Below are 14,427 nucleotides of genomic sequence, written 5' to 3' on the forward strand. Positions count from 1 at the left end.
TTGAATATGTCAGTCGTAGTAACCCGTATTGAACGCGCCGACACCAATGTGATCGACGGCCTGGCTCATGCTGGCGTCGCTACCGTGCATGAAGCGCAAGGCCGCACTGGCTTGATGCATTCCAGTCTGCGCCCGATCTACAGCGGCGCGCGCATCGCCGGCTCAGCGGTTACCGTGCTGATGCCGCCGGGTGACAACTGGATGATGCATGTGGCGATCGAGCAGTTGCGCGAAGGCGATCTGCTTATCGCCGTTCCCACTAGCCCCTGCGAAGACGGCTATTTCGGCGACCTGCTGGCCACGTCGGCCAAAGCGCGCGGCTGCCGTGGTCTGATCATCGATGCGGGCGTGCGCGACGTGCGTGATCTCACCGCGATGGGCTTTCCCGTTTGGAGTCGTGCCATTTATTCGCAAGGTACGGTCAAGGAAACGCTCGGCTCGGTCAACGTGCCGGTAGTTTGCGGTGGTGCTCTGGTCAATCCAGGTGACGTGGTGATCGCCGATGACGATGGCGTTTGCGTGGTCCCGCGCGCCAGCGCTGCGCAGGTGTTGGAAAAAGCCAACGAACGCGAAGCCAGGGAAGAGGAAAAGCGCAAACGCCTGGCCGCGGGCGAATTGGGTCTGGACATTTACGACATGCGCGAGCGTCTGGCGCAGAAAGGCCTCAAATATGTCTGAGGCGATCCCGTTCGAAAGCGTACGTGCGATGTGGATGCATGATGGTACCGACGTTCTCCACATCCAAGGAGCGAGCCCTGCATGATCATCGATTGCCACGGTCATTACACGACCGCACCGAAAGGACACGATGCTTTTCGCGACGCGCAACTGAATCACTTCGACGATCCATCACAACCTTCGCCGATCTATCCGGACATTTCCGACGACGACATCCGCGAAAGCATCGAAACCAATCAACTGCGCCTGCTTCGTGAACGCGGTGCAGACATGACAATCTTTTCGCCGCGTGCGAGCACCATGGCGCACCATCAAGGTGACGAAGCGGTCAGCCAGATATGGACGCGCCATTGCAACGATCTGATCGCGCGTGTGGTTGGGCTCTACCCGGAAACATTTATCGGTGTGTGCCAATTGCCGCAGTCGCCAGGGGTGACGATCAAGAACTCGATTGCCGAATTGGAACGCTGCGTCAACGAACTGGGCTTCGTTGGCTGCAACCTCAATCCCGATCCGTCGGGCGGCCATTGGGATGGCCCACCGCTTACCGACCGCGCATGGTATCCATTCTTCGAGAAGATGGTGGAACTGGACGTGCCGGCCATGATTCACGTATCCGGCAGTTGCAACGCCAACTTTCACGCGACAGGCGCGCACTACATCAACGCCGATACCACCGCGTTCATGCAGTTCCTGCAGGGCGATCTGTTCAAGGATTTCCCAAGCTTGCGCTTCATCATCCCGCACGGCGGTGGCGCGGTGCCGTACCACTGGGGCCGTTATCGCGGTCTGGCCGACATGTTGAAGAAACCGCCGCTGAGCGAGCACGTCATGAAGAACGTGTACTTCGATACGTGTGTATACCATCAGCCGGGTATCGATCTGTTGTTCAAGGTCATCGACATCGACAACATCCTGTTCGGCTCGGAAATGGTGGGTGCCGTGCGTGGCATCGATCCGACCACCGGCAACTACTTCGACGATACCCTTCGCTACATCGACGCGCTGGATATCCCTGTCGAAGACAGGCAGAAGGTTTTGGAAGGCAATGCGCGTCGCGTCTATTCACGCTTGGACGCGCAGCTGAAGGCGCGCGGCAAGTAAGTCGCGTAACCAAACTTGTGCATCCTGTTGATATAGCCCTATGCGCCTGATATGCGCTTTGGGCCGAAAGCGGATCCTTCCGTCCGCTCAAAATAACTCGTCTCAACGGCACTTCGCTGACAGATGGGCGCTCCACAAAGAGCGGGCAGCAGCACGTAGTCCTCACTCGTTTTGTTCTCGCCCGCGCACCATGAGCAAGTCGCCGGCCACCCGTTGTGAAATGAAAAAGGCCCCGAGATCATCGGGGCCTTCGTACGCATTCACTCGAAACCGTTATTGAAACTTGTCGATGACGAGAATGCGACCATCAAAGTGCGCCCAGACGTTATGGCCCTGCATCGAAGTGAGATCGACACCAGCGAAGAGGGCTTGATGCGTGAACTTCGCGTCAGGTCCGCTATAGGAGGCGCCGTTATAACGGATGGGACCACGCGGAGAGAATGATCCATCGGCATTGGTCACGAACACCACTGTCCAAGGCAATTGATGGGCATCAGGCGACACGCCTGGTGGTGCAGGTGCGGCATTCTTCGCAGCAAGCCCCTGCATTACGGTTTGTAGAGCCTCCAACTTTTGTTTTAGTTGCTGGCGTTGCTCGGGCGATAGGTCGTCGCCCTGTGGCTGAGGCGCACCCGGTGACTGAGTTGGGCCGAGTGGTGCGGATGGGCCTTGGATATCACGTTGCGAAAGATATGCCATTTGCCCATTTTGCTTGGCCACCGCCATCGCAGCGTTGAACTGATGCGCTCGCATTAATTGATCGATTAAAGCCCTGGCCTGTTGCGGATTTAGCCCGGCACCACCGGTTGGGCCACCCCCGTATGGGTGAGCGGTCGGCATGGCACTGTCCGGACCGGCGACCGTCATGGGCGGGGCATTGGGCGTACCAGGGCATGGGCTGTCCTGATAGGCGGTGGTCCCGTCGTGCTGCTTGCATTTGTAAATGGATTGCCCGTGAACTGCGGCCGTCAACAAGCTCAAAACCGCAAATAGATACCAACGCATATCCCACCCCCCGAGTTCTGCGTAACCTGACTTTACTGATAAGAATAGCGTGCTGACAACGCGTGCACCGAAAAGGCGCGAAGGTAACTACATAAAAAACTGGCGTCGTATCTGTGCGCGCGAACGTCCGCTTTGGCAGTCGAAAGCGCACATTAGATCTTTCGCTAAAGCTTCCCGTTGCCGGCAACGGGCATTCGTATCAATCACTCACCATCCCTTCGTGAGGCAAAAATGCTTCGCTCAAAAGCATCTGGACGGTGTGTAATTTCTGGACGGCAACTAATTGCCGCGCTGCAGGATGATTCGCAATTCTTCCACGTCCAGATCGCGCTCCAGCTCATGAAGGACTTCGTCTTCAATGAGTCCAGCGCGGTGAATGCGAATCAGCTCGGCGCGTCCGGCGGCAAGTGCAATCAGGACGACGTCGAAATGCGCACGAACGCCTTCCATAAACATGTCCGCGTCCGCGGCGTAACGCGTCGTGACTTCCGAGCGCTTGCGATACTCTTCCAACAGGCGGGGATGGATTAATGTTCCGTCTGGCGCGTAGGCATGCAATTCGACAGCCGCGGCCATGGCACGGGCAATGGCCGCCTCCGATGCGGCCAAGTGCATTTTTGCCAAGGGATCGTGATCAATGGGCCGAACCCAATGGATGAGCCAACCCAAGCTTGTCCCTTGCATGACAACGGTCGCGAAGATCACAGCGAAAGCGGTGACAAGCATCAGATCCCTGCCGGGCATGGATGCGGGCAATGTGAGCGCCACGGCTAACGTCACGACCCCTCGCATGCCGGCCCAGCTCAGCACTGTCGCTTGCCGTAGTCCAAGCGGCCGCGCGCGTTTCAAGCCCATGCTTCGGAGTGCGGCGAGCACGCCATCGACGCCAAAGATCCAGACAAAGCGCGTCACCGTAACGGTCAGTACGACACCAAGAACGGGAATAGCCATCTTGGTGGAGACAGCCTCGATCCCACCGACTCGATCAAGCACGCCGCGCAGCGAGAAACCGATAAGGATGAAGACAAGGGCTTCCAGAACAAACACCATCGTCTCCCAGAAGGCAGTGCCGCGAAGCCGAACCTGCGCCGGGAAGATGACATGCTGGTACCAGCCGAGCACAAGCCCCGCCACGACCGTCGCTATCACGCCAGAGACATGGGCTGCTTCGCCGACGATATAGGCGACCCAGCACATAAGCGTGCTGGCCATGACGATCAGTGTTTGATCGCCCAGACGCCGAACGACGAAGATCCAGATCGCCGAAACGGTGAGGCCGGCAACGATTCCACCAAGAGCGAGCAAGACGAAGTTCGAAATGGCTGCGCCGGCATCAAACGCGCCGCTCAGCGTCGCCGCGACGGCGAAGCGAAAAAGCACCAGACCGGTTGCGTCATTGAGCAGGCTTTCCCCTTCCAAGAGCGCCGAAAGCCGTCGGGGAAGCTTCACTCGCTGAAGCACCGCGCGAGCCGACACGGCATCCGGTGGCGAGACGATGGCCCCGAGTGCAAAACAGGCAGCCCATGGGAGGCTGGGGACGAGCCAATGGATTACTACGCCTACCGACAACGTGGTGAACACAACCGCGCCGACGGCGAGCGACAATATGCCTGGCAGGTGTCGCCGGAAGCGGCCGAAAGCGGTGAAATACGCCCCATCCATCAACAATGGTGGGAGGAAAAGTACCAGGATCAGTGAAGGATCGATCGCGAACGGCGGTAGTCTGGGCACAAACGCAAGAGCGCCACCACCGACGAGCAATGCGGTGGCCGGTGGGAGACGTAGGCGTCGCGCCACCCAATGCAGTGCGACAACAACGGCGAGCAAAACCAGCACGAGTTCAAATATCTCGACAGGATGCATTGGCTCGCCCCAAAAATCACCGGATCGCTACTACATACAGCATCGCTCGACTCGTTTGAAGCAGACTTTGATCGCCAGAACGCAAACGGCGCAGCTTAACGATCACGCTGTCACGGCTATGTCCGCTTTGATAGCGGACCGTTCCAATGCCGCCTACAACTGGGCCCTTACCGAGAACTTATTTCAGTTCGCTATCACGCGGGTCATCGCCGCGTGCCAGGGCGTAATCGATCGCCGCGCGCACTGCCGCTACTTGGGCATCGTTGCACTGCTGCGGCGTGGCGCGTGGACTGTCAGGATAGACCTCGGTGGTTGTCGCGTAACGTGCGTTGGTAATGCCTGCGCACAACCCCCACTGCTTTACAGGGAATTTGATGACGCCCGGCACCAGCAGTGGCGACCCGATGATCTCGCCATGGGCATCGGCGATGGCGATATGCGTCACCTTGGCCACCGCATCGATCACCGCTCGCTGAAACTCGGGCTGGGGGGTTTCGATATCGTCGACCAGATAAAAGCCATCGGGTATCTCGCCGGGTTCAAAGTCTTTACCATCACGCGCCGCAAGCGCCGGACGGAACTCCGATTCGTCCGTATCGGTGGTCTCGTGCAGGTCGATATGCATCAGTACGGAATCGCGCAACGGTTCCAACAGGTTTACCAGCGCGGCCGATTCACCCGCGGGACTGTTCTTGCGGAAATTGCGATTGGGATCGAGTGCGTCTGGGTTCCAGCGGTGGATCCGCTCGTAAGCCCATGGACTGACGCAGGGCACCACCAACAAGTTCGCTCGACCGACATAGTCGCGGCCATGCTGTTGCACGAACTGCAGCGCACCGTGTACGCCACTGGTTTCGTAGCCATGCACGCCTCCCGTCACCAGCAAAGTCGGTAGCTCATCTCGCCAGTGCAGACTCCGAATGACTACCAATGGATAGTGCTCCACGCCGTAATCCAGCGACCCGTATTCGACAACGTCAAACCGATCGCGCAGTGGTTCTATGGTATTGAGCACGTCATCCGCATAGCTACGCTGTTTAACCTGCTGGGCACGCCATGCAGCCTTCTCCGCCGCACCCCAAGGTTGTCCCGGTACGCCAATAGGATAAAAAGCCTGATTGCTCATGATGAAGTCGCCGTGGTGCGAAGGACGTACTTTATCATTCGCACTGTGTGCATTCTGCAGTGTTCGCTAAAGCATAAGTTGCCCGCACGATCACCAAGCGGCGCACGTGTCCGCTTTGGGTGAAAGCGGACATTCTCCAATTCACCAGTTCAATCCCTCGAAAGGATCATCGGCTGGCGAACTCCGTACATCATTGTTCGCCAAAGCCATTCGATAGGCCCGAATCGATACCGGCGAAGCCACCACGCACTAGCAATCAACTGTGCGGCATAGACCGTCATTCCCAACATGAATGTCTGGGCCGTACCAAGCCGGCCAAAATATCCCAATCCATGACCGTAGAAAATCCAACTGAATATCAAGGATTGAAGTATGTAGTTGGTAAAGGCCATTCGGCCCAACGGTGCGAAAATACCGAGTGCGTGACGTGCCCTGGTGAATGCAATGAGCAAGAGCAGCACGCTTGCATATCCAAAGGCCAAAGCAACCGGCCCCAGTGGAAGAAGCGGGGATAGAAATTGCAAAAATCCGCCCGAGACAAAATCTGGCCCAGCCCTATCCAAGATCGTTAAGCACCCACCCATGAATAGGCCCAAGATCGCTACGCAGCTGAGCGTGTGCTTATGTGTGGCAGGGCTACGAAAGATCCCACTTCGCCACACGACAATACCCGTTAGAAACAGTGCAAGTGTCCTGGGTGAGATATACACAAGTAGCGGCAAGATAATTCGTATTTCCCGCAATCTAAAATTCAAAGTGTCCAGATAGCTGCCGTTCGCATAAATGTGATTCGCATCGACTACTTGCTGCTGCATCCACGCCTGCGTGGGCCAAAAGCTCGGCGGAAGTAGCGATGCCAGACTTGCGAAGAATGCAAACAACGTCAGCGCAACAGCAATGAGCGTACGATTCGGAAGATAAAGAAACGGCAGTGCCACGAGACCGATCAGTGCGTATTCGGTCAGGATGTCGCCGTTCCATATCAAGCACATGTGGATCAGCCCGAAGACAAGAAGCACGATCAATCGACGCACTAGCAAGCGCAATCGAGATTCGCTATTGCCAAGGTGCTCGAACTGGATAGCTAGTCCCATTCCAAAGAGAAGCGAAAATAGCGAAATCGCCTTCAGCTCCAGAAAGGTGCTGACGAAAGTATCTGTAATGCGATCGATCGACGGAACGGCTACGGCTGGTGGGAGAAACTGCTGAAAGACGGAGACTCGAAATTCGGTTACGAGATTGACCATCAGCACGCCGAATAGAGCCAGCCCACGGAGGACATCGATGGCTTGGATTCGATCCTTTGGCCTTACGGGGACCGAAAGATCCGAAGCCGGCCAGTCGCGTGTCAAAGCAGTGAATGGTTGCATGGGCCGGTCACCTCGCGTTTTCGTGATTTTGGCTCAAAGCGGAAATGCTCGCCTATCCGAGGGAGGGGCTTGTTGCGTGAGCGGCGACATAGGAGCACCCGTTGAGATGAGCTCACCCTAATCTCGTGAAGGCTTCTATCAATGCAGCACACACGTGATCAACGTCACGTTTTCAACCTGTCGCGATATGCAATGGATTTCCACCGAGTCACTCTCTCGTTGGAGTCTGGCATACGATCTAGCGTATCTATTTCATGCTCTTGCAGATCTGAGCTGAGCACATGCATCAACTGGTACCGATGCGGCGAAGGGAATACAAACGTCACGCTGCCGGGTAGCCAGGTAATTTCAATCCAGTTGGCTTGATAGAAAAACTTCACTCATTCTGATTGGCTTCTCATTCGCGCAGTGGCGAGAACCGAGTATGCCAATGGACTTCGAGTCACAAATTTTCACCGCGTGAGCACAAACGTCATCCTACGCTCCCGCAGCCACTTGGCACCCCTGGGGAGGGGGGCATCAATTTAGTTTCCTCACAATCTTTTCTTCTTTCTTATTGACCTTGGGAGTAGGTTTAAATGAATAGAACAGATTTGATGAAATCGTTTTCAACAAAGGGGATTTTCAATTCGCGCGGCAAGCTCTGCGCGCTGCCCTTGGCGATCATGATGGCAGTTGGCGCAAGCGGCGCTGCAAATGCAGCGCAGTTCTACACGCATCACGTGAGAGAGGCAGTAGCTCAGGCTACAGCTCAAGAAGTAGGCACTCTTCCCTCCAGCAAGCTAATGGCCATTGATGTTGTGCTACCCGTGCGTGATCAGGCCAGTCTTGATCGGTTCGTGGCGGAGGTCGGCAATCCGGCGAGCCTGCAGTATCGGCAATACGTGACGCCACAAGAGTTCACCGAACGATTTGGGCCGTCGCAAAGTGACTATGACAACGTCGTTCAATACCTGACGAGAAATGGTTTCACTGTTACCGGTGGAACCCGTGACAGTATGGATGTGCAAGCTGTGGGCCCGGTTTCTGCAGTGGAAACGGCCTTCAACGTCAAGATGCGCACCTATCAGCATCCCACCGAAAATCGCGTGTTCTACGCTCCGGATCGTGAGCCGACGACCTCGCTGACCATTCCGCTGTGGCATGTATCGGGTTTGGACAACTATTCCATTCCGCATCCGCAGTATGTGAAGAAGAGCGACTACGCTGCTGCGCATGGCATTTCGCCAGACGCCGTGGTGTCGCACGCCACCACAGGCTCGGGCCCGTCTTCCTCGTTCCTGGGCAGCGATATGCGCGCGGCTTATTACGGTAACGGTTCTCTTACTGGCGCGGGTCAGACATTGGGCCTATTTGAATACTATGGCATCAATACCGCGGACATCACCCTGTACTACAAAAACGCCAAGCAAACCAATCCGAATAACCTCACCGTTGTTTCCACCGATGGCACTTCTACGAGCTGCACCGGTAGCTGTGACGACGGCGAACAGGCGCTCGACGTGACGCAAGCACAAGGCATGGCACCAGGGCTCTCCGGCGTCGTCATGTATGTCGGCTCTACCGACACCGCCATCATTAGCGCCATGACAACGACGACCGATTCCAATGGAGTGCTGCCACTGACCCTCAGCTGTTCGTGGGGTTGGACTCCGGAAGACGCCACCACACTCGATCCCTATTTTGAAAAGATGGCCGCGCAAGGCCAGAGCTTCTTCGTCGCATCCGGCGATTCGGGTGAGTGGACAAAGAGCGGCAACGCGGAGTCGTGGCCCGGTGACGATGCTCACATCATTAGCGTCGGTGGAACCGATCTGGTCACATCGAGCGCCGCAGGTCCTTGGAAGTCGGAAACAGCGTGGAGCGATTCCTCGGGTGGCATTTCACCCAACGACATCGCCATTCCCACGTGGCAGCAGCTCTCCGGCGTCATCACCTCAACCAATAAGGGCTCAACGAAATATCGCAACGGTCCAGACATTTCGGCCAATGCAAACTTCACCTTTTATACCTGCGCCGACGGTAGCTGCCAGGCAAATGAGTACGGCGGTACGAGCTTTGCAGCACCCATGTGGGCCGCGTTTGTTGCGTTGGCCGATCAACAGATTGCCAATAACGGCAGCACTGCCTATGTGGGTTTCTTGAACCCAACGGTCTATGCCAACAACGCACCGGGCGGAACAACCTACACGACGACCTTCCACGACATCACAAGTGGCAAGAACGAAAAGTTCTCGACCGAAAAAGGGTATGACCTCGTCACTGGTTGGGGCAGTCCGCAAGCTGCGCTGATCAACAACCTGGCTCAGTGATGTTTTTTGTACGAGGATTCAGCGTAAACGCGATGATGGATTTACACGCGACTTTTCGCTGAGTACTGATAGAGATAGGCCCTCGTGACGTGGCTGTTCATGAACATCACGACGTCCAATAAAACGCCATCAAGGGTGGTCGGTGAGGGCTTTGAGTAAATCAAGGGGCGCGGAAGACCGCGCCCCTTTTTTTGACATCTACCGATGCTGGTCAAACATGGGTTGCGCGGCATGTTTGCTCGAGCCTTCCCCTTTAGATCGGTGCGTGCTGACGCTCATTCATTTGGATGCACGGTTGGCGTAGACGGAGAACGGAGGCAAAAAAAGGGGCGCCCCGGCGGCGCCCTTACGTTTAGGTCCTTCTCGACGTCATCCCGACGTGTCGATCCGCATCAACAAGGGGGAAGCCGATTGATGCAGTGCGTGCCAGCTTGGAGGCACCGGGAAAGTTTGCCTGTTAAACCCGTCTATGCCGTGTGACGTCGCCAAGGAGAAAGTGTGATCCCTTCCTCAATCATGGGTTGCCGCTGTCATATGCGCTAACGCCGAGCCGCTGATTCGATTGCCGTGCCCAAAGGTCTGCTTTGGGTGGCGGACATTGGAATTGTATGTAAGGTGGCGCGGATAACGCAGCGCGAAGAGCGGACGCTTACTGTCAGTTGCGTTGCCATGCCGATGGTTTGGATTGAGCCAAATCGCTGCTGGATGGCTACTGAAGTTTGAGTATGTCGAGGTCGTCCAACACGACCTGCGTGAGCGCGATCCGTTTGTCCGAGTAGGAGTGGTCTGTTGTTAGATGGGCCTCATGCACTTGCTTGCTTCCCGCTGCACGAAGTGCTTTGGCAAATGACTCAGCAGAGAGTTCATAGCCATCGTCGGAGGTGATGAGAAATACAGGCCGCGTGGCAAGTCCCTTCACGTCATTGGAAAGGCTCCACTGCTCGGCATGGTTCACCAACTCCCTGCAAGCCGCCTCGGGGGTGTCGCCGGCTAGCGCATAAAACGCCTCGCTCACCATCGGGACGCACACTCTTATGACTTTGGCCGAGCCATACTTAGCTAGGCCGTCGCCCGCCTGATCCGGCATGTCTGCCGCGGAGATCGCAATCACTCCGCGCACATTCGCATCCGAGGCCCCCGTCGCAAGCGCCATCCATCCGCCCATACTGTGGCCCAGCAGTACAATTTTGTCTGGAGCTACGCGCAGACGCCTGGCATTGGCCGGAACACGCAGATAATCAACTGCCGCTTGCGAGTCTTCGAGTGCATGCGCAAACGAAAACGCACCTTGAGAGTTCGATGCGCCACGGTAACTGGAAACCAGCACAGTGTATCCCGCACGGCGCATCGCCTGCGCGATATCGATGTTCCGTTCGATACCGGGAAAGCCATGCAGCATCACGACCACCGGATGCGGTCCCGCGCCTGAAGCGACATATGCGAGCACATTGATCTGCGAGCCGTGCGACGGCAGCGTAAAACCCTCCGTGCTGGCAGGGTTCGTTTTGTCTGCGGGAGGATCGGTCGTAATGGCTGAGTTTTCCGCCCTCGCCAAAAATGGGAGAGAACAAAACATGAGTATCGTAATCAGGAACTTCTTCTTCATTGCTAAGTCTTTCCCCGATCATCATGACGGTGGCCATCGCCGTCGCATCATCCCGCGGACAGTTCACGATTTGCAATTGCGCCAACCTGGAAAGGCCACCTCCCTTTCCGGGCACACGATGCGCTTGTGTGACTTCGCCGCTTGTATCCAGGTCTGGGCTAGCCAGTCAACGATCAACAAAGCCGGCCGGGAAGGGCGCACTCACCGCGGCGGTTGAATCCGCAGTCGAACGCGGACATTTGCAGGAATCTACCGTTCACTGCGATAACTCCTTCCAATCATGCTGCCCCGCGTTTTGGGCTTCAGCGATGACTGCTTTCTGCCAAGCTCCACACCAGCGCCAGCAGCAACATAGCAGCCATCATCACCCACATGCCGATGGCTGACATGGATGGTTCCCCAGCCAGCCAGTCTCGCCAGCCGGTATGAAGCAGCGGCACACTGTCTATGCAGATCCAGCATGCTGCTGTCCCGATCAGCATACCCATCCACAATGGCCACCTGGCGCCGCGGCGACGCGCTGGCAGATGCTGCATGACGTGATCGCTGAAACCGTCATCGGCAACGGGGCCGTCAAACTGATGCCGCAACAGCGCTTCGATGGTGTCGTCGTGCGATTCATTCATGATATTTCCTCCGTACTCGCATCGCGCCAGTCCGCCAGCCACGTCTTTAATTTTGCCTTGCCGCGCGTTGCGTGAGTCTTCACAGTGCCCAGCGGCATCGCCAGCACATAGGCGGCCTCTTCGTGGCTGAGGCCCATCTGCGTGCAATGCAGTAGTACGGCCTGTTCGGCTGCGGACAACCGCTGCATGGCATGCTTCAGGTCGAGCTGCAGATCCATCGCGTGCTTCGGACCTTCTAACTGTTGCAACACTTCATCGTCGACGCCATCGTGTCGCACGGGAGTTCGACGCGCCTGCAGGAAGCAGGTATAGGCGATGCGATACAGCCAACTGGAAAACCGTGCCTCGCCACGGAACTGGTTGAGGTTCCGCCAGGCCAGCATAAAGGTTTCCTGCGCCATGTCGTCGGCCGCAGCGTCATCACCGTGTAGCAGCCGACGTAGTTGTGCACGCACCATGCCTTGATGTCGGCGGACCAGTTGTTCGAATGCACGACGGTCACCGTCCAGTTGTACGCGTGTTACCAGGGCCTGATCGATGCGCGCCTCGGCGGCGCTGTCAGTCACGCACGTCTCCTCGCCGGTTCAACCACCAACTGGCGAGGTAACCCAAACCCGTCATCAACGGCAACAGACCGATACCCCATAGACGATCGATACCCAGACCGTCATCAAGCTGGCCTGGCAATGCCAGGAACATTGCTATCAGTCCCACGCCAACACCGATCAGCACCAGCGCCCTACGCCGCTCGCAATAAACCACGCGCGGTTCCAGCAACAGTTCTGGTGTCAGGTTTACGCCTTTGTCGGCCAGTTGCAGCAGGGTGTTGTAACGCGCCTGTGTCCGCCTGTAGCTGTAGCGCAGCACGATCAGGATGATGAGAACAGGGGCCGACATCACGACGAGGGGAATCAAAAAGTAATCCATGGTCTTGCTCCAGATGGTGTATCGAGCCGAAAGGCTTTAGTAACAGATGATGGGGCGACGCGCTTCCCGTTTCCCGGACTCAGTTTTTTGTGCCTTCGGCGGCAAGCAAATCGGCAATCTCCTCGGCCAGCAACCAGTGTTGCGACGGCCCTTCATTACTGGTCAGAGCCACGGCCGCACCGGTTTCCCAAACCATCTCCAGGTTTGCCGTAGTGCCCTCGATGCCCCCCTGATGGCCGCGGATGTGACGCCCGTGCGAGAGTCGTTCGTCGATTCCGGCCCCAATGGCACCGGGGCCGTCGTTCGGCACTTCGCCGTCGAACATCGTTGCGATCGTTGCGGACTTGACCAGCTTGCCTTCGTGCAAGGCGTTGGCGAACCGCAGCAGATCGGCATTGGTGGAATAAGCGCCACCTGCGGGACTGCCCTTGTAGATGCCCTGCACCCAGTTTGCCATCCACGTTCGGGAGAACACTCCATCGTCGTGAAAGTAGCCGACTGCAAGCCCGGGCACGATCTCATCCTCGCTGTCGAAACCGCTGGATGTCATCTGCGCGGGTTCGAAGACGTGATGCTGGATGTAGTCGAAGTAGCTTTCCCCGGATACGTTCTCGATGATGCGACCGAGCAATACGTAGCCGGCGTTGCTGTAGCTCAACCCGTTGCCTGGCTCGCCCACCTTGGGCTGGCGGGCGATCAGCCCTAGATAGTCCGCTGGGTTGACGAAGCGCGCGGCGTGCTCGAAATAGTCCGGCACCATGAAATCGCCCAGGCCTGCGGTATGGTGCAGGAGTTCCCACACCGTGATCTTCTTCGCCGTCGCCTGGTCGGGATATTCCGGAACCCGTTTCGCGAGCGTGTCGTTCCACGACAACTTGCCGGCCTCGACCAGTTGCGCAATGGCAACCGCAGTGAACATCTTGCCGATCGAGCCGATGTGGAATTTCGTCTGATGATCGATCGGCACGTTGAAGCTACGTTCGGCCAGGCCACGGCATTCGTCGAACACGGTCTCGCCGCCATCGGACACAGTTACGCAGCCGGAGAAATCGGACACACGTACCAGTTTGTCCAGTACGGCGTGTATCTGTTTTCCCAACTCAGCGTGCGACACCGGCCCCTTGGGCCAGCCGACAAAAAATGGATTATCCATATCGACTAGCACCGCCTGCGCGAGTCGATCCGTATGTGCCGGGTCGGCGGTCAGCCAGAACAGGGCCGCCTGCGCGCTACGACGTCCCTTCACGGCAACTTCGAGCAGTCCGGGCTGATGCGGATCGGTGCGTACATCGAATACATCCAGGCCGCCGCTATCGCGAGCCGCCGAAGCCAAGTCCGTGACAAACGCCGCTTTGTCGTCGGGGGCCATGGATGCCGATAGAACATGCGGCACCCACTGCGTGATCTGTGCAGGACCGTCGTTATTGGCGTGGTGGATCAGCTCGCCCGCGAGGTGGCCTACCGGCGTATTGGGCAGCTGTGTGTTTGCAGACGCAGCGCCCATGCAAGGAGTCGCGGTGCAACACAGCGAAATGGATGCGCACAAGGGCACGAGCCGGAGCGCGTGAGTCTTGACCCGAACGATAAAGGCGCGGTCGATCATGAAGGTTGCTCTCTGCGGGTTACCGGCCGACATGGCGGTCTTAATCCCTTAGATGCAGCAAGCCCCCGGATTGGATTCAGCTGAGTTGGCTTCAGAGAAAAGTAACGCTGGCCCTTTCATCTGGCGAGGCGGCCGTGCAGTAGATCAACGGCCCCTTCCCCTCATCAAGCAGGACGACTGTGCCGAATAAAATCTCTCTCCCTAATC

Annotated in this window: 12 protein-coding genes; 3 read left to right on the forward strand and 9 right to left on the reverse strand. The window is 57.2% G+C overall.

Going from position 1 to position 14,427, the window contains the following annotated elements; translation table 11 throughout:
• Positions 1-6 precede the first annotated feature (6 nt).
• Together VK725_RS16390 and VK725_RS16395 are read left to right on the forward strand one after the other, a co-directional pair.
• Complete coding sequence (locus VK725_RS16390) at positions 7-678, forward strand: 4-carboxy-4-hydroxy-2-oxoadipate aldolase/oxaloacetate decarboxylase (RefSeq protein WP_325319128.1); 672 nt, start codon at positions 7-9, stop codon at positions 676-678.
• 81 nt (positions 679-759) lie between these two features.
• A complete protein-coding gene (locus VK725_RS16395; RefSeq protein WP_325319129.1) occupies positions 760-1,782 on the forward strand; it encodes an amidohydrolase family protein in 1,023 nt (340 codons plus the stop codon).
• A 273-nt stretch (positions 1,783-2,055) separates the two neighbouring features.
• Here the strand turns inward: VK725_RS16395 and VK725_RS16400 are convergent, their stop codons facing one another.
• The 4 genes from VK725_RS16400 to VK725_RS16415 all read right to left on the reverse strand — a co-directional run bounded on the left by VK725_RS16400 (position 2,056) and on the right by VK725_RS16415 (position 7,146).
• Positions 2,056-2,787 carry a DUF4124 domain-containing protein gene (locus tag VK725_RS16400; RefSeq protein WP_325319130.1) on the reverse strand — a complete coding sequence of 244 codons (732 nt, stop codon included), beginning with the start codon at positions 2,785-2,787 and terminating at the stop codon, positions 2,056-2,058.
• Positions 2,788-3,066: 279 nt separating this feature from the next.
• Positions 3,067-4,650: a Na+/H+ antiporter gene (locus VK725_RS16405; RefSeq protein WP_325319131.1), complete on the reverse strand. Its 1,584-nt coding sequence runs from the start codon at positions 4,648-4,650 to the stop codon at positions 3,067-3,069.
• A 178-nt stretch (positions 4,651-4,828) separates the two neighbouring features.
• On the reverse strand, positions 4,829-5,776 hold the full coding sequence (locus VK725_RS16410) for a M14 family metallocarboxypeptidase (protein WP_325319132.1): 948 nt from the start codon (positions 5,774-5,776) through the stop codon (positions 4,829-4,831).
• Positions 5,777-5,925: 149 nt separating this feature from the next.
• Complete coding sequence (locus tag VK725_RS16415) at positions 5,926-7,146, reverse strand: DUF418 domain-containing protein (protein WP_325319133.1); 1,221 nt, start codon at positions 7,144-7,146, stop codon at positions 5,926-5,928.
• A 578-nt stretch (positions 7,147-7,724) separates the two neighbouring features.
• Here VK725_RS16415 and VK725_RS16420 point away from each other — a divergent pair.
• Complete coding sequence (locus VK725_RS16420; protein ID WP_325319134.1) at positions 7,725-9,458, forward strand: S53 family peptidase; 1,734 nt, start codon at positions 7,725-7,727, stop codon at positions 9,456-9,458.
• A gap of 709 nt (positions 9,459-10,167) precedes the next feature.
• Here VK725_RS16420 and VK725_RS16425 read toward each other — a convergent pair.
• From VK725_RS16425 to VK725_RS16445, 5 genes are all read right to left on the reverse strand, one after another.
• Positions 10,168-11,064, reverse strand: a complete 897-nt coding sequence (locus VK725_RS16425) for an alpha/beta hydrolase family protein (RefSeq protein WP_325319135.1) — start codon at positions 11,062-11,064, stop codon at positions 10,168-10,170.
• Positions 11,065-11,366: 302 nt separating this feature from the next.
• The gene (locus VK725_RS16430; RefSeq protein ID WP_325319136.1) at positions 11,367-11,690 is read right to left on the reverse strand and encodes a hypothetical protein; all 324 of its coding nucleotides are present in this window, start codon (positions 11,688-11,690) and stop codon (positions 11,367-11,369) included.
• Positions 11,687-12,256: an RNA polymerase sigma factor gene (locus VK725_RS16435; protein WP_325319137.1), complete on the reverse strand. Its 570-nt coding sequence runs from the start codon at positions 12,254-12,256 to the stop codon at positions 11,687-11,689. Before VK725_RS16435 ends, VK725_RS16430 begins: the two co-directional genes overlap by 4 nt.
• A complete protein-coding gene (locus tag VK725_RS16440; RefSeq protein ID WP_325319138.1) occupies positions 12,249-12,617 on the reverse strand; it encodes a DUF6249 domain-containing protein in 369 nt (122 codons plus the stop codon). Before VK725_RS16440 ends, VK725_RS16435 begins: the two co-directional genes overlap by 8 nt.
• Before the next feature lie 79 nt (positions 12,618-12,696).
• Positions 12,697-14,121, reverse strand: coding sequence for a serine hydrolase domain-containing protein (locus tag VK725_RS16445; RefSeq protein ID WP_325319139.1), 1,425 nt, complete (start codon positions 14,119-14,121; stop codon positions 12,697-12,699).
• Positions 14,122-14,427: the final 306 nt, after the last annotated feature.

The sequence above is a fragment of the Dyella sp. genome (assembly GCF_035486915.1).
Taxonomy (GTDB): domain Bacteria; phylum Pseudomonadota; class Gammaproteobacteria; order Xanthomonadales; family Rhodanobacteraceae; genus Dyella_B.